The sequence below is a fragment of the Clostridium felsineum DSM 794 genome (genome assembly GCF_002006355.2).
Taxonomy (GTDB): domain Bacteria; phylum Bacillota; class Clostridia; order Clostridiales; family Clostridiaceae; genus Clostridium_S; species Clostridium_S felsineum.
On record NZ_CP096980.1, the window covers coordinates 1,450,906 to 1,470,258 of the forward strand.

Consider the following 19,353-nt stretch of genomic DNA (forward strand, 5'->3'; position numbering starts at 1 on the left):
ATTAAGGACAAATTAAAAATGCTGATGGTTATAATTAGGTTATACAATTAATTTATAAGTATTGTCTTGCAAAAAGTAATCCCATAGTTTGTATTCATTTTTTAATAAGTAAATGACTCTTGATTTGATTTCATTAATTTTAGAAATATCGCCAGATAAACATGCTTTTATTAATAGATGTTTTAATGACTGATATTCTAATTCCATTTTTTCGAATTGTTCTTTTAAGTTAACTTCTTTATTATTACAGTCAAATGCATATTCGAAAAGAAATTTGTTAGATCGTTGCTTCATTCTTAATGAGTGAATATGAGTAGGAAGTACAACTGAAAGGTAATTCATATCTTTTTCTTCAAAGTTATTTATGTTCCACATGTCGTTACTCACGCTGATTAAGTTTGTTATAGAATCCATTATTTTTTTTGCATTGTCACAAATGCTCTTGTCACTCAACATTAATTCTTTTAAACTTGTTTCTGGAGCATAATCACAAACAATTGATTTATTACCACCGGAATTTATTGATAATACCAAGTCTTCATATGTAACAGTAAACTTTTTACCACCATCAAGAACGTGAAAAATTTTTTTCTCATTATCATAGCCATATACCATAGCCATATGTACAAAATGATTAATATGATAAGTATCTACATAATAAGGAAGCCAATGGTACATATCAACCCACAATATTATAATCTTTTTTTGTTCTAAAAAATCAATGATAGTATTAGTTATTTCTTCTTTGATATTAAACAAAATTTGTTTTTGGTTTTTTAGTAGTACTGATATTAAAAGTTCACCGTCTAGTGATAGTTGGATACTTTGAAATGGTTTACCACTTTCTGTATGATTAGATTTTAAAGAATACGTGTAATTATTATTATATATAGCTTCTTCTCTAGGATTGTTATTTGACATTAGTATACTAAATAATATACTAGTACCGCAGTCTAACCAAATTTTATCAAATTCTTTAATATTTAGTTCCAAGTTTATACCCCCTAATTGATTAAACACATAATTTATGCGTATTAAAATTGTTAATATTATTTTTGTGAAAAATTTTTTCTATTAATTGCTTCTAATTTAGATTTTGAAATGAATTTAATAAAGTATTCATAAGAATGTACAATAGTGCCTATATTTAATACATATACTTTGACAATAGAACTTTCCACTTTTCATGAAAGAAAGAATCACTGAAAATTTATTATTTATATGATTAACATGGTAAATATTACTTTATTATATAATTATACCACTAAAGATAAAATATGTATATATTTTTAGCTATATTTTAAATATATAAAATGTAACTTGTTGATATATACGTAAAATTGTATTATAATAGTAAAAAATAGGATATATCATACGGCGAAAATTGCCATATTGAGTATGGTAGTTTTTTAATAAAAGGAGGAATAAAAGTTATGGAAGAAAAAATTATTAATATTATATGTAATGCTTTGGGAAACAATGATAATAGGGATTTAATTTTAAAAAGTAAAGATTTAGCGGAATTTGGTTTTAATTCTTTAAACTTTATAAAAATCATAGTAAAGTTAGAAGATGAATTTGATATTGAATTTAGCGACAATGAACTTAATTGTTCTAATTATAACTCAGTATATAAAATATTGAATTTAGTAAAAAGTAAGATTGATGCAAATTAGTGTTGAATAATTATATAAATTAAAATTTTACTTTTTAATGGAGAGAAGTGGTGATTTGTATGAAAACGATTAAACGTTATAATGCGTGTATGAAAGCAAAGAATTTATCAGAGCAAAAAGAGTATTGGCTGAATGAATTTAAAGAAGAAGTTCCAGTGTTGGATATACCAATTGACTATATAAGACCAAAGGAAGAAAGCTTTAAAGAAGCAATGATTTTTAGAAAAATTGAAAAACAATTGGGAGAAAAAATAAATAGTACAGCAGGTAAAACAGGAACTACAGAATACATGATATTTTTATCAGCAGCAATGATAACTTTAAGCAAGTACAGCAGGCAGGAAGACATAGTAATAGGAAGTCCTATAAGTGGAAGAACTCATAAGCATAAGGATAAGCATGTAAATATACTCGCAATGAGAGGACGTCCAAAAGGGAATAAAGAATATATAGAATTTCTTCAAGAAATAAAAGAGAGCTGCATTAAGGCATATGAAAATCAAGAGTATCCATTTGAAGAACTTATAGAAGAACTTGATATAAGAAGAGATATGTCAAGAAATCCTTTATTTGATGTTATGCTTGTGTTTAAGAATAATGAAGAAATAGATTACAGTTTAAATGATATAAGGATAGAATATGCAAATGAAAAAAGTAAAATAGCGAAGTTGGATTTGACGTTTAATATATATGAGTTTAATGGAAAATTTGAAATAGGTTTGGAATACTGTACGGATTTATTTAAGGAAGAAAGTGCTGAAAGGATATTAACACACTATATAAGAATACTTGAGCAGATAACTGAAAATGTGGAAAGAAAGATAAGAGAAATTGATGCAGTAACAGAAGAAGAAAGAACGTTAATATTAAAAACCTTCAACGACACAAAAACAGATTATCTTAAGGATAAAACGGTAGTAGATTTATTTGAGGAGCAGGTAGAAAAGACCCCAGATAATACAGCATTAATATTTGAAGATAAACAGTTAACATATGCACAATTAAACAGAAAAGTAAATCAAGTGGCGATAAAACTAAGAGAGTTAGGTGTGAAGCCAGATGATTTTGTAGCAATAATGGCAGAACGAAGTATAGAGATGATAGTGGGTATTTACGGAATAATCAAAGCAGGAGGAGCTTACGTACCAATAGATCCTAATTATCCAAGGGATAGAATAAAATACATGATTGAAGAATGTGCACCAAAAGTAATATTGGTGTATAGAGCAGAAGTAAAAACGAAAATTCCAGTAATAAACCTTGAGGAAAAAGCAGTATGGGAAGGTGAAACTGCAAATCTAGAGAAGGTAAATAAGCCCAATGATTTAGCGTATTGTATATACACATCAGGTACAACTGGTAAGCCAAAGGGTGTTATGGTGGAGCATAAAGGCATAATAAATATGAAAAGTTATTATGAAAATAAAGTAGCAATATCTAAAGAAGATAAAATTCTTCAATTTGCTAATATAGTTTTTAGTGCGTCTGTTCCTGAAATGACTATGGCAATTTTAATAGGAGGAAGTTTAGTAATTGTTCCTGATTCAATAAGATTAGACGAACAAAAAGTACAGGAATATGCACAAAGAAATAAAGTTACAGTTGCTACATTACCTCCAAATTATTATATGCAAATGAATGATTTTCAACCTAGAATAATTATTATTGCAGGTTCAGAGTCAAATGGAAAGTTAATAGAAAAGACAGTAAATTCAAAATATATAAATTCATATGGTTTAACTGAAAATACAGTATGTGCAACACATTGGGAATATAAAAATGGAGAAGAAATACCTAAAAAAATTCCTATAGGAAAGCCTATAAGTAATGTACAGATATATATATTAAATAACAACAGTATGTGTGGAATAGGAATGCCTGGAGAATTATGTATAGTAGGAGCAGGAGTGGCAAGAGGATATCTTAATGGACCAGAACTTACAGCAGAAAAATTTGTAGATAATCCTTATGGAGAAGGTAAGCTTTACCGAACAGGAGATCTTGCAAGATGGCTTCCAGATGGAAATATAGAATATCTAGGAAGAATTGATGAGCAGGTAAAAATAAGAGGCTTTAGAATAGAATTAGGAGAGATAGAAAGCGTACTAAGGAAAATAGATAAAGTAAAAGATACAGTTGCAATAGTAAGAGAAGATGAAGATAAGGAAAAATCAATAAGTGCGTATATAGTATCAGATGAAGAGATAACTGTAAGTGAAATAAGGAAAGAACTTGAGAAAACGCTGCCAGATTACATGATACCAACATATATGATGCAGATAGAAAATATACCAGTAACAAGGAATGGGAAATTAGATAAGAAAGCACTTCCAAAGATAAAAGCAAAGAGTGAAAAAGAATATATAGCATCAAGAAATGATATAGAAGAAAAGATAGTTGCAATATTTAAAGAGATATTAGGTGTAGAAAAAGTAGGAATAAAGGACGATTTCTTTGAACTTGGAGGACATTCACTTAGGGCAACAAGGGTAATAAATAGAGTAGAAGTAGCAACAGGAGTATGTTTATCTGTAAAAAATATATTTGAAAATCCTACTGTAGAACGCTTAAGCAGGCTAGTAAGCCTTGAAAAAGGAGAAAAATATAAAACAATACCTAAGACAGAGAAAAAAGATTACTATATGATGTCTTCAGCACAGAAGAGAATATATCTTATTCAACAAATGGGTGATCAAGGAACAGTATACAATATGCCTCAAAGTTTAAGGCTGAGAGGGAAAGTTAATTTGGAAGCAATAAAGAATGCAATGCAAGAACTGATAAATAGACATGAAATATTAAGAACAGAATTTTTAATGATAAATGGAGAACCTGTACAAAGGATACAGGAGTATGTTAAAGCTGATTTTGAATTTATAGAAGATAAGAAAACAGATGAAGCGGATATTATAGATGCTTTTATAAGACCATTTGATTTAGAAAAGGCGCCTTTATTTAGAGTAAAGCTTGTAAAGAGAGAAGAATGTTACCTCTTTTTAATAGATATGAATCATATTATAAGTGACGGAATGAGTATGGGAACCTTTATGAAAGAATTTAGTCTTTTGTATAACGAAAATAAGCTTGAACCATTGACCCATCAGTATAAGGATTATAGTGAATGGATGAAAACAAGGGATTTAGCAAAGCAAAAAAAATATTGGGTGAATGAATTTAAAGAAGAAATTCCAGTATTAGATATGCCACTTGACTATGCAAGACCCAAAGAACAAAGCTTTAAAGGAGCAATGATTTTTAGAAAAACTAAAAAAGAATTGGAAGAAAAAATAAAGAGTACAGCAGGTAAAACAGGAACTACAGAATACATGATATTTTTATCAGCAGCAATGATAACTTTAAGTAAGTACAGCAGGCAGGAAGACATAGTAATGGGAAGTCCTATAAGTGGAAGAACTCATAAGGATACCGAAGGTATGCTTGGAATGTTTGTAAATACACTTGCAATGAGGGGATACCCGGAAGGAACTAAGAAATATATAGAATTTCTTCAAGAAATAAAAGAGAGCTGTATTAAGGCATATGAAAATCAAGAGTATCCATTTGAAGAATTAGTGGAAGAGCTTGATATAAGAAGAGATATGTCAAGAAATCCTTTGTTTGATGTCATGCTTGTACTTCAAAATAATGAAGAAATAAATTACAGTTTAAATGATGTAAGAATAGAATATGTAAATCAAAAAAGTAAAATAGCAAAGTTTGATTTAACGTTTAATATATATGAAACAGATAATGAAGTTAGCATAGGATTAGAATATTGCAGCGATTTGTTTAAGGAAGAAAGTGCTGAAAGGATATTAACACACTATGTAAGAATACTTGAACAGATAACTGAAAATGTGGAAAGAAAGATTAGTGAAATTGAAATAGTAACCCCTGAAGAAAGAAATTTAATATTAAAAAACTTCAATAATACAAAAACAGAATATCCTAAGGATAAAACAGTAGTAGATTTATTTGAAGAGCAGGTAGAGAAGACACCTAAAAATGTAGCATTAGTATTTGAAAATAAGCAGTTAACATATGCAGAGTTAAATAGAAAAGCAAATCAAGTGGCAAGAAAGCTCAGGAAATTAGGTGTAAAGCCTGATGATTTTGTAGCAATAATAGCAGAACGAAGCATAGAGATGATAGTGGGAATTTACGGAATAATCAAAGCAGGAGGAGCGTATGTACCAATAGCTCCTAACTACCCAGAGGATAGAATAAAGTATATGCTTGAAGATTGCACGCCAAAGGCAGTATTAGTATATAAAGCAGAAATGGAAATAGAAGTGCCAGTAATAAATCTTGAAGAAAAAGCAGTATGGGAAGGTGAGGAAACAAATCTAGAAAAGGTAAATAAGCCAAATGATTTAGTATATTGCATATATACATCAGGGACTACTGGAAAGCCTAAAGGAGTTATGAATAGACATACTGGTTTTATTAATAGATTTTTATGGATGAAAAATAAGTATCAATTGGATGACGGCGATGTAATACTACAAAAAACTACTTACACTTTTGATGTTTCAGTATGGGAAATAATTGGATGGAGTTTTATTGGAGCAAAATTGATACTGCTAATTCCTGATGGAGAAAAGGATCCATTAGTTATATGTAATACAATAGAAAGAAACAATGTAACAACTATACACTTTGTGCCATCAATGTTAAATGTTTTTTTATTATATATAGAGAACTATAAGGAATTAGTTGAAAAGGTAAAGAGTCTAAAGTTTATTTTTACAAGCGGTGAAGCGTTAAAACGTGAACATGTGGACAAGTTTAACTATTTAATTAAATCTTCAATTTGCAGTTGCAAACTAGCAAACTTATATGGACCTACTGAAGCTAGTATAGATGTAACATATTTTGATTGTAAAGATAATACTAACATAATACCAATAGGAAAACCTATATGGAATACCAAGATATATATATTAGATGGAAATAGTATGTGTGGAATAGGAGTACCTGGAGAATTATGCATAGCAGGAGCAGGAATAGCAAGAGGATATCTTAATAGACCAGAGTTAACATCAGAAAAATTTGTGGATAATCCATATGAAGAAGGCAAACTGTATCGATCAGGTGATTTAGCAAGGTGGCTTTCAGATGGAAATATAGAATATTTAGGAAGAATGGATGAGCAGGTAAAGATAAGAGGATTTAGAATAGAATTAGGAGAAATAGAAAGTGCACTAAGAGAGATAGATAAAGTAAAAGATGCAGTTGTAATAGTAAGAGAAGATGAAAATAAAGAAAAATCAATAAATGCATATATAGTATCGGATGAAGATATAACTGTAAGTGAAATAAGAGAAGAACTTGAGAAAATGCTGCCTGATTACATGGTACCAGCATATATGATGCAGATAGAAAATATACCACTAACAGCAAATGGAAAAATTGATAAGAAAGCACTTCCAAAGATAGAAGCAAAGAGCGAAAAGGAATATGTAGCACCAAGAAATAATGTTGAAGAAAAGATAGCTGGGATATTTGAAGAGATATTAGGAGTAGAAAAAGTAGGAATAAAGGATAGTTTCTTTGAACTTGGAGGACATTCACTTAGGGCAACAAGAGCAATAAATAGAATAGAAGCAGTAACAGGAGTATGTTTATCTGTAAAAAGTATATTTGAAAATCCTACTGTAGAAGGCTTAAGCAGGCTAGTAAACCTTGAAAAAGGAGAAGCATACGAACCAATACCTAAGGCAGAGAAAAAGGATTACTATACTATGTCCTCAACGCAGAAAAGAACATATCTTATTCAACAAATGGGTGATCAAGGAACAGTATACAATATGCCTCAAAGTTTAAGGCTTATAGGAAAAGTTAATTTAGACTCAATAAAGAACGCCATGCAAGAACTAATAAATAGACATGAAATATTAAGAACAGAATTTCTAATGATAAATGGAGAACCTGTACAAAGAATACAGGAGTATGTTAAGGCTGACTTTGAATTTATAGAAGATAAAAAAACACAGGAAGCAGATATTATAGATGCTTTTATAAGAACATTCGATTTAGGAAAGGCACCTTTATTTAGAATAAAGCTTGTAAAGAGAGAAGAATATTATCTGCTTTTAATAGATATGCATCATATTATAAGTGACGGAATGAGTATGGGAACTTTTATGAAAGAATTTAGTCTTTTGTATAACGGAAATATGCTTGAACCATTGACTCATCAATATAAGGATTATAGTGAATGGATGAAAAAAAGGGATTTAGCAAAGCAAAAAGAATATTGGATGAATGAATTTAAAGAAGAAATTCCAGTATTAGATATGCCCCTTGACTATTCAAGACCAAAGAAACAAAGTTTTAAAGGAACAATGATTTTCAGAAAAACTAAAAAAGAATTAGGAAAAAAAATAAAAATTACAGCAGGTAAAACAGGAACTACAGAATATATGATATTTTTATCAGCAGCAATGATAACTTTAAGTAAGTACAGCAGGCAGGAAGACATAATAATAGGAAGTTCTCTAAGTGGAAGGACCCATAAGGATACCGAAGGTATGCTTGGAATGTTTGTAAATACACTTGCAATGAGGGGATATCCGGAAGGAACTAAGAAATATATAGAATTTCTTCAAGAAATAAAAGAGAGCTGTATTAAGGCATATGAAAATCAAGAGTATCCATTTGAAGAACTTATAGAAGAACTTGATATAAGAAGGGATATGTCAAGAAATCCTTTGTTTGATGTTATGCTTGTACTTCAAAATAATGAAGAAATAAATTACAGTTTAAATGATATAAGAATAGAATATGCAAATCAAAAAAGTAAAATAGCAAAGTTTGATTTAACGCTTAATATATATGAAACAGATAATGAAGTTGGCATAGGATTAGAATACTGCAGCGATTTGTTTAAGGAAGAAAGTGCTGAAAGGATATTAACACACTATGTAAGAATACTTGAACAGATAACTGAAAATATGGAAAGAAAGATAAGAGAAATTGATGCAGTAACAGAAGAAGAAAGAACGTTAATATTAAAAACCTTCAATGATACAAAAGTAGATTATCCTAAGGATAAAACGGTGGTAGATTTATTTGAGGAGCAGGTAGAAAAGACACCGGATAATACAGCATTAGTATTTGAAGATAAGCAGTTAACATATACAGAGTTAAATAGAAAAGTAAATCAACTGGCAAGAAAACTGAGAGAATTAGGTGTAAAGCCTGATGATTTTGTAGCAATAATGGCAGAACGAAGTATAGAAATGATAGTTGGAATTTACGGAATAATCAAAGCAGGAGGAGCTTATGTACCAATAGATCCTAACTACCCAGAGGATAGAATAAAGTATATGCTTGAAGACTGTACCCCAAAAGTCATATTAGTGTATAGAGCAGATGTTAAAACGAAAGTACCAGTAATAAATCTTGAGGAAAAAGCAGTATGGGAAGGTGAAACTGCAAATCTTGAAAAGGTAAATAAACCAAAGAATTTAGCTTATTGCATATATACTTCAGGTACAACTGGTAAACCAAAGGGTGTTATGGTAGAGCATAAAGGCATAATAAATATGAAAAGTTATTATGAAAATAAAGTACCAATATCTAAAGAAGATAAAATTCTTCAATTTGCCAATATAGTTTTTGATGCGTCTGTTTCTGAAATGACTATGGCAATTTTAATAGGAGGTACTTTAGTAATTGTTCCTGATTCAATAAGATTAGATGTACAAAAAGTACAGAAATATGTACAAAAGTATAAAGTTACAGTTGCTACATTTCCACCAAATTATTATATACAAATAAATGATTTTGAGCCTAGAATAATTATTACAGCAGGTTCAGAGTCAAGTGGAAAGTTAATAGAAAAGACAGAAAATTCAAAGTATATAAATGCATATGGACCAACTGAAAATACGGTAAGTGCAACGCACTGGGAATATAAAAATGGAGAAGAAATACCTAAAAAAATTCCAATAGGAAAACCTATAAGCAATGTGCAGATATATATATTAAATAACAACAGTATGTGTGGAATAGGTATTCCAGGGGAATTATGTATAGCTGGAGTAGGAGTAGCAAGAGGGTATCTTAATAGACCGGAACTTACAGCAGAAAAGTTTGTGGATAATCCTTATGGAGAAGGCAAACTGTATAGGACAGGAGATCTTGCAAGGTGGCTTCCGGATGGGAATATAGAATATTTAGGAAGAATAGATGAGCAGGTAAAGATAAGAGGCTTTAGAATAGAATTAGGAGAGATAGAAAGCGCACTAAGGAAGATAGATAAAGTAAAAGATGCAGTTGTAATAGTAAGAGAAGATGAAAATAAGGAAAAATCAATAAATGCATATATAGTATCAGATGAAGAGATAAATGTAAGTGAAATAAGAGAAGAACTTGAGAAAACGCTGCCTGATTATATGATACCAGCATATATAATGCAGATAGAAAATATAACACTAACAGCAAATGGAAAACTCGATAAGAAAGCACTTCCAAAGATAGAAGCAAAGAGCGAAAAGGAGTATATAGCACCGAGAAATGATATAGAAGAAAAAGTAGTTAGCGTATTTGAAGAAATACTAGGAGTAGAGAGAGTAGGAATAAAGGACAGCTTCTTTGAACTGGGAGGCGATTCTATAAAGGCAATACGTGTAGTATCAAAAATGCGTGAAGCTGGATATGATATCTTAGTAAAAGACATAATGAAAAAATACACAGTTGAGGCTATAGCAGATAGTTCAGTATTAGAAGTAGAGAGAAAATATGAGCAAGGTGAAATCACAGGAACAGTTATAACAACACCTATTATTGAAACCTTTGAAGGCTGGAAACTAAAAAAGCCTCATCACTTTAATCAGGCAATTATGATAAAAGTTAATACAGATAATGAAAGAGAAATAAGAGAAGTACTTGATGCTTTAGTAAAGCATCATGATGTCTTACGTTCCGTGTATAGAAATAAAAAACTTGAAATATTAAGCATGATAGGAAGCAGAAAATATGATTTAAATGTGTATGATTTGAGAAATGAAAATAATACGCAGTATATAGTAGAAAAAGAATGTGGAAGACTTCAAAGAAGTATTGATCTTGAGAATGGACCTCTTATGAAGGTAGGCTTATTTAAAACTGATAATGGAAATTATATGATGATATGTATACAGCATCTTGTGGTTGATGGAGTATCCTGGAGAATATTATTGGAGGATTTCAACACAGTATTAACTCAGTTAAAAAATGGAGAAGAGATAGTATTGCCTAGAAAGACAGCATCATATAAAGATTGGGGAGAAGCACTTTCAGAATATAAAAATAGTAATATACTGAAAAAAGAAAGAGAATACTGGAGTAAAGTTGTATCTAATATTAAGGATGGAGAAATAAAAGGAGACAGCAGCTGCAGTGAAAGGGGCTATGGAAATATAAATATATCCTTTAGTAAATCAGAGACCAAGGACCTTATGTATAATGCTGGAAGAGCATTTAATACAGAAATAAATGATTTATTGATTAGTGCACTTGGAATTTCTGTAAAGAAATTAACAGGACAGAATAAGGTGGCAGTGGTGCTTGAAGGACATGGACGTGAGGAAATTCATAAGAAAATAGACATAGACAGGACAGTAGGCTGGTTTACAAGTATGTATCCTATAATAGTAGAATGTACAGAAGACATACAGGAAAGTATAGTATCTACAAAGGAAATGTTAAGAAAGGTACCAAACCATGGAATGGGTTATGGTTTGTTGAAAAGTGAGTTTGAAAAGGTAAGTGCAGATATTTATTTCAACTATCTAGGTGAAATGGATGCTGAAAATAAAAATAGTACAGATTATTCAATTGGAATAAGCATAGCAGAAGAAAATAGACTTCCAGGAGAGATTAATATTAATGGAAGTGTAATACAAGGTCAGTTAAGTTTTATAGTAACGTACGATAGAAACAAATATGAGAATGAAACCATTGGGAAATTTGTTGAGTTGTATAGAATCAGTCTGAAAGAACTTGTTATGTATTGTGTTAATCAGAAACAAACTGTTAAAACTAAGTCAGATACTTTTGCTAATGATTTAGAGTCAAATGATTTAGATATAATTAATTCGATGTTTTAAAATTAGGACTTTTTTAACTGTGAGATTAAATATAAGAAAGAAAGTGAAAAATAATTATGAGTAAAGGCGAAATTGTAAAATCATCTATATCAAACATCTATTCACTTACTTCATTGCAAGAAGGCATGTTGTATCAAAGCTTATTAGATAATAAATCTAGTAGTTATGTAATACAGAATGTACTTAGTTTTAGCGGAAAAATTGATGAGGAGAAAATTCAAGATGCACTTAAATTACTTGAAAAAAAACACGATGCACTAAGAACAGTAATAATGCATGAGAAAATATCAAAACCAAGACAAGTTGTATTAAAGAATAGAGAAATAGAATATAAAAGAGAAGACTTATCAACATTAAATCAAGCTGAGCAGAATAAAAAAGTGTTGGAAATAGAAAAACTTGATATTAAAAGAGGATTCAATTTACAGAAAGATACACTTATAAGGGTGAAATATATAGTTCTCGATGATGAAAGTAGTAAGCTGATCTGGACTATGCATCATATTATAGTGGACGGATGGTGTTTGTCTATAATATTCGGAGATTTTATGAGGTATTATAAAGAGCTTAAAGCTGGTAAAAGTATTTCTGAAATGGAACGAATAGTAGATAAAGAGAAAATGGAAACAGCAGAATATGGAGAATATATAAGCTGGATTGAAAAGCAGGATAAGGAGGAAGGAATAGAATACTGGAAAGAATTATTATCAGACTATGATGGAGTGGCAGAAATAAAGCCAATCAAGAAACCAAATCCTACAGAGGAACAGGTAAAAGAAGCTGAAATAATTAGTTCTAAGGAAGTAAGTGAAAAGTTATTTCAAGTGGCTAGATTAAATAATGTTACTATAAATAATATAGTAGAAGCGGCATGGGCAATAGTGCTTCAAAGATATAACGGAACAAATGATGTGGTATTCGGCAAGGTAGTTTCAGGACGTAATGCAGATATAAGAGGAATAGAGAAAACAGTAGGATTGTTTATAAATACAATTCCGTTTAGAGTAAAATGCGATGAAAGAACAACAATAAGGACTCTTCTTAAAGAACTTAAGCAACAAGGAATAGATGGAAATAGTTATGATTATTGTTCGTTAGCAGAAATACAAAATGAAACTCAGCAAAAATCAGATTTGATAAAGACAATATTTGCTTTTGAAAATTATTACGTTGACGAGAGTAATTTAAGAAGTAGTGAAGGAGCATTACAGGTAAAATATGAAGCTGCAAGAGAACAAACGGATTATGCAATAGGTTTAAAAGCTTATGTTAATGAGGACCAATTAGTGTATACCATGATGTACAATCCAAATGAATATGATAAAGGTGAAATAGAGACAATACTAAATCGAGTAGGAAAGGTACTTATTAAAATATCAGAAAATGAAGATGTTAAGGTATCGGATATTGAAGTAATAACAGAAGAAGAAAGAGAGCTGGTATTAAAAACCTTCAATGATACAAAAGCATATTATTCTAAGGATAAAACGGTGGTAGATTTATTTGAGGAGCAGGTAGAAAAGACCCCAGATAATACAGCATTAATATTTGAAGATAAACAGTTAACATATTCAGAATTAAACAGAAAAGTAAATCAAGTGGCAAGAAAGCTTAGGAAACTAGGCATAAAACCTGATGATTTTGTAGCAATAGTGGCAGAACGAAGCATAGAAATGATAGTTGGAATATACGGAATAATAAAAGCAGGAGGAGCTTACGTACCAATAGATCCTAACTACCCAGAGGATAGAATAAAGTATATGCTTGAAGACTGTACTCCAAAAGTCATATTAGTGTATAGAGCAGATGTTAAAACGAAAGTACCAGTAATAAATCTTGAGGAAAAAGCAGTATGGGAAGGTGAAACTGCAAATCTTAAAAAGTTAAATAAGCCAAATGATTTAGCCTATTGTATATATACATCAGGTACAACAGGTAGGCCAAAGGGTGTTATGGTAGAGCATAAGGGCATAATAAATATGAAAAGTTATTATGAAAATAAAGTACCAATATCTAAAGAAGATAAAATTCTTCAATTTGCTAATATAGTTTTTGATGCATCTGTTTCTGAAATGACTATGGCAATTTTAATAGGAGGCAGTTTAGTAATTGTTCCTGATTCAATAAGATTAGATGTACAAAAAGTACAAGAATATGCACAAAGGAATAAAGTTACAGTTGCTACATTTCCACCAAATTATTATATACAAATGAATGAATTTCAGCCTAGAATAATTATTACAGCAGGTTCAGATTCAAGTAAAGAGTTAATAGAAAAGACAGAAAATTCAAAGTATATAAATGCATATGGACCAACTGAAAATACTGTAAGTGCAACACATTGGGAATATAAAAATGGAGAAGAAATACCTAAAAAAATTCCTATAGGAAAGCCTATAAGTAATGTACAGATATATATATTAAATAACAACAGTATGTGTGGAATAGGAATGCCTGGAGAGTTATGTATAGCAGGAGCAGGAATAGCAAGAGGATATCTTAATAGACCAGAGTTAACAGCAGAAAAGTTTGTGGACAATCCATATGGAGAAGGTAAGATGTATCGATCAGGAGATGTTGCAAGGTGGCTTCCAGATGGTAATATAGAATATTTAGGAAGAATAGATGATCAGGTAAAGATAAGAGGCTTTAGAATAGAATTAGGAGAAATAGAAAGCGCACTAAGAAAAACAGCTAAAGTAAAAGATGCAGTTGTAATAGTAAAAGAAGATGAAAATAAAGAAAAATCAATAAATGCATATATAGTATCGGATGAAAAGATAACTGTAAGTGAAATAAGAGAAAAACTTGAGAAAACGCTGCCTGATTATATGATACCAGCGTATATTATGCAGATAGAAAATATACCAGTAACACCAAATGGAAAACTTGATAAGAAAGCACTTCCTAAAATAGAAGCAAAGAGTGAAAAAGAATATATAGCACCAAGAAATGATATAGAAAAAGAAATAGTTGAGGTATTTGAGGAGATATTAGGAATAGAAAAAGTAGGAATAAAGGACGATTTCTTTGAACTTGGAGGACATTCACTCAGGGCAACAAGAGTAATAAATAGAATAGAGGCAGTAACAGGAGTACGATTACCCCTAAAAAGTATATTTGAGAATCCTACTGTAGAAGGCTTAAGCAGGCTAGTAAACCTTGAAAAAGGAGAAGCGTACGAACCAATACCTAAGGCAGAGAAAAAGGATTACTATACTATGTCCTCAACGCAGAAGAGAACATATCTTATTCAACAGATGGGTGATCAAGGAACAGTATACAATATGCCTCAAAGTTTAAGGCTGAGAGGAAAAGTTAATTTAGACGCAATAAAGAATGCTATGCAAGAACTAATAAATAGACATGAAATATTAAGAACAGAATTTTTAATGATAAATGGAGAACCTGTACAAAGAATACAGGAGTATGTTAAGGCTGACTTTGAATTTATAGAAGATAAGAAAACACAGGAAGCAGATATTATAGATGCTTTTATAAGACCATTTGATTTAGAAAAGGCGCCTTTATTTAGAATAAAGCTTGTAAAGAGAGAAGAATGTTACCTATTTTTAATAGATATGAATCATATTATAAGTGATGGAATGAGTATGGGAACTTTTATGAAAGAATTTAGTCTTTTGTATAACGGAAATATGCTTGAACCATTGACTCATCAATATAAGGATTATAGTGAATGGATGAAAAAAAGGGATTTAGCAAAGCAAAAAGAATATTGGATGAATGAATTTAAAGAAGAAATTCCAGTATTAGATATGCCCCTTGACTATACAAGGCCAAAAGAACAAAGCTTTAAAGGAACAATGATTTTTATAAAAACTAAAAAAGAATTAGGAGAAAAAATAAATAGTACAGCAGGTAAAACAGGAACTACAGAATACATGATATTTTTATCAGCAGCAATGATAACTTTAAGTAAGTACAGCAGACAGGAAGACATAGTAATAGGAAGTCCTATAAGTGGAAGAACTCATAAGGATACCGAAGGTATGCTTGGAATGTTTGTAAATACACTTGCAATGAGGGGATACCCAGAAGGAAATAAGAAATATATAGAATTTCTTAGTGAAATAAAAGAAAGCTGCATTAAGGCATATGAAAATCAAGAGTATCCATTTGAAGAATTAGTGGAAGAGCTTGATATAAGAAGAGATATGTCAAGAAATCCTTTATTTGATGTTATGCTTGTACTTCAAAATAATGAAGAAATAAATTACAGTTTAAATGATGTAAGAATAGAATATGCAAATCAAAAAAGTAAAATAGCAAAGTTCGATTTAACGTTTAATATATATGAAACAGATAATGAAGTTGGCATAGGATTAGAATACTGCAGCGATTTGTTTAAGGAAGAAAGTGCTGAAAGGATATTAACACACTATGTAAGAATACTTGAACAGATAACTGAAAATGTGGAAAGAAAGATTAGTGAAATTGAAATAGTAACCCCTGAAGAAAGAAATTTAATATTAAAAAACTTCAATGATACAAAAGCAGAGTATCCTAAGGATAAAACGGTGGTAGATTTATTTGAGGAGCAGGTAGAAAAGACCCCAGATAATATAGCATTAATATTTGAAGATAACCAGTTAACATATTCAGAATTAAACAGAAAAGTAAATCAAGTGGCAAGAAAACTAAGAGAATTAGGTGTAAAGCCGGATGATTTTGTAGCAATAATTGCAGAACGAAGCATAGAAATGATAGTTGGAATATACGGAATAATAAAAGCAGGAGGAGCGTATGTGCCAATAGATCCTAACTATCCGAAGGATAGAATAAAGTATATGCTTGAAGACTTCATGCCAAAAGCAATATTACTATGTAAAGCAGAAGTAGAAACGAAAATCCCAATAATAAATCTTGAAGACAAAGCAGTATGGGAAGGTGAAACTGCAAATTTAGAGAAGGTAAATAAGCCAAATGATTTAGCCTATTGTATATATACATCAGGTACAACTGGTAGGCCAAAGGGTGTCATGATTGAGCATAAAGGCATAATAAATATGAAAAGTTATTATGAAAATAAAGTACCAATATCTAAAGAAGATAAAATTCTTCAATTTGCTAATATAGTTTTTGATGCGTCTGTTTCTGAAATGACTATGGCAATTTTAATAGGAGGTACTTTAGTAATTGTTCCTGATTCAATAAGATTAGATGTACAAAAAGTACAGGAATATGCACAAAGGAATAAAGTTACAGTTGCTACATTTCCACCAAATTATTATATACAAATGAATGAATTTGAGCCTAGAATAATTATTACAGCAGGTTCAGAGTCAAGTAAAGAGTTGATAGAAAAGACAGAAAATTCAAAGTACATAAATGCATATGGACCAACTGAAAATACAGTAAGTGCAACGCACTGGGAATATAAAAATGGAGAAGAAATATCTAAAAAAATTCCTATAGGGAAGCCTATAAGCAATGTGCAGATATATATATTAAATGAAAATAGTATTTGTGGAATAGGGATACCAGGTGAGTTATGTATAGCAGGAGCAGGAGTGGCAAGAGGATATCTTAATAGACCCGAACTGACAGCAGAAAAGTTTGTGGACAATCCATATGGAGAAGGCAAACTGTATCGCTCAGGAGATCTTGCAAGGTGGCTTCCAGATGGTAATATAGAATATTTAGGCAGAATAGATGAGCAGGTAAAAATAAGAGGCTTTAGAATAGAACTAGGAGAGATAGAAAGTGTACTAAGAAAAATAGATAAAGTAAAAGATGCAGTGGTAATAGTAAGAGAAGATGAAAATAAGGAAAAATCAATAAATGCATATATAGTATCAGATGAAGAGATAACTGTAAGTGAAATAAGAAAAGAACTTGAGAAAACGCTGCCTGATTATATGATACCAGCATATATGATGCAGATAGAAAATATACCACTAACAGCAAATGGAAAACTCGATAAGAAAGCACTTCCAAAGATAGAAGCAAAGAGCGAAAAGGAATATGCAGCACCAAGAAATGATGTTGAAGAAAAGATAACTGAGATATTTGAAGAAATATTAGGATTAGATAGGGTAGGAATAAAGGACAGCTTCTTTGAACTGGGAGGCGATTCTATAAAGGCAATACGTGTAGTATCGAAAATGCGTGAAGCTGGATATGCTGTATCAGTAAAAGACATAATGAAAAAATACACAGTTGAGGCTATAGCAGATAGTGCCATATTAGAAGTGAGAAGAAAATATAATCAAGGTGAAGTTATAGGAACAGTTATAACAACACCTATTATTGAAATCTTTGAAGCTTGGAAACTAAAAAAGCCTCATCACTTTAATCAGGCAATGATGATAAAAGTTAATACAGATAATGAAAATGAGATAAGTAAAGTACTTGACGTTTTAGTAAAACATCATGATGTCTTGCGTTCTGTGTATAGAAATAAAAAACTTGAAATATTAAGTATGAGAGAAAGCAAAAAATATGATTTAAATGTGTATGATTTGAGAAATAAAAATAATACGCATTATATAGTAGAAAAAGAATGTGGAAAGCTTCAAAGTAGTATTAGTCTTGAGAATGGACCTCTTATGAAGGTAGGCTTATTTAAAATCCAAAATGGAAATTATATGATGATATGTATACATCATCTTGTGATTGATGGAGTATCCTGGAGAATATTATCGGAAGATTTCAACACAGTATTAATGCAGTTAAAAAATGGAGAAGAGATAGTATTACCTAGCAAGACAGCATCATATAAGGATTGGGGAGAAGCACTTTCAGAATACAAAAATAGTAATATACTGAAAAAAGAAAGAGAATACTGGAGTAAAGTTGTATCTAATATTAAGGACGGAGAAATAAAAGGAGACAGCAGCTGCAGTGAAAGTGGCTATGGAAATATAAATATATCCTTTAGTAAATCAGAAACTAAGAATCTTATGTATAATGCTGGAAGAGCATTTAATACGGAAATAAATGATTTATTGATTAGTGCAATAGGAATATCTGTAAAGAAGTTAACAGGTCAGAATAAGACAGCAGTAGTTCTTGAAGGGCATGGACGTGAGGAAATTCATAAGAAAATAGACATAGACAGAACAGTAGGCTGGTTTACAAGTATGTATCCTATAATAGTAGAATGTACAGAAGACATACAGGAAAGTATAGTATCTACAAAGGAAATGTTAAGAAAGGTGCCAAACCATGGAATGGGTTATGGTTTGTTGAAAAGTGAGTTTGAAAAAGTAAGTGCAGATATATATTTCAATTATCTAGGTGAAATGGATGCTGAAAATAAAAATAGCACAGATTATTCAAGTGGAATAAGCATAGCAGAAGAAAATAGGCTTCCAGGAGCGATTAATATTAATGGAAGTGTAATGCAAGATAAGCTGAGTTTTTCAATAATGTATGATAGAAATAAATATATGCAGGATACTATTGAAGAATTTGCAAAGTTGTATAGAAATAGCTTAAATGAAATTATTATGTATTGTAGTAATCAAAATCAAACTATTAGAACCGCATCTGATTTTGGAAGCATACAGTTAAAATCAATTGAGTTAGATGAAATTACTAATTTATTTAAATAAATA

4 protein-coding genes are annotated in these 19,353 nt (G+C 30.6%); 3 read left to right on the plus strand and 1 reads right to left on the minus strand.

What is annotated here, in order from left to right; genetic code table 11:
• Positions 1 to 39: 39 nt before the first annotated feature.
• Complete coding sequence (locus CLFE_RS06840) at positions 40 to 993, minus strand: BtrH N-terminal domain-containing protein (RefSeq protein WP_077894693.1); 954 nt, start codon at positions 991 to 993, stop codon at positions 40 to 42.
• A gap of 440 nt (positions 994 to 1,433) precedes the next feature.
• On the opposite strand from CLFE_RS06840, the gene CLFE_RS06845 reads away from it, so the two are divergent.
• Genes CLFE_RS06845 through CLFE_RS06855 form a run of 3 tightly spaced genes read left to right on the plus strand, consistent with a single transcriptional unit; the run spans position 1,434 to position 19,350 of the window.
• The gene (locus tag CLFE_RS06845) at positions 1,434 to 1,676 is read left to right on the plus strand and encodes an acyl carrier protein (protein WP_077894694.1); all 243 of its coding nucleotides are present in this window, start codon (positions 1,434 to 1,436) and stop codon (positions 1,674 to 1,676) included.
• 59 nt (positions 1,677 to 1,735) lie between these two features.
• Entirely contained in the window at positions 1,736 to 11,773 is a 10,038-nt protein-coding gene (locus tag CLFE_RS06850) for a non-ribosomal peptide synthetase (protein WP_250944740.1), read from the plus strand.
• A gap of 56 nt (positions 11,774 to 11,829) precedes the next feature.
• Positions 11,830 to 19,350, plus strand: coding sequence for a non-ribosomal peptide synthetase (locus tag CLFE_RS06855; protein WP_250944742.1), 7,521 nt, complete (start codon positions 11,830 to 11,832; stop codon positions 19,348 to 19,350).
• The last annotated feature ends 3 nt before the right edge of the window (positions 19,351 to 19,353 follow it).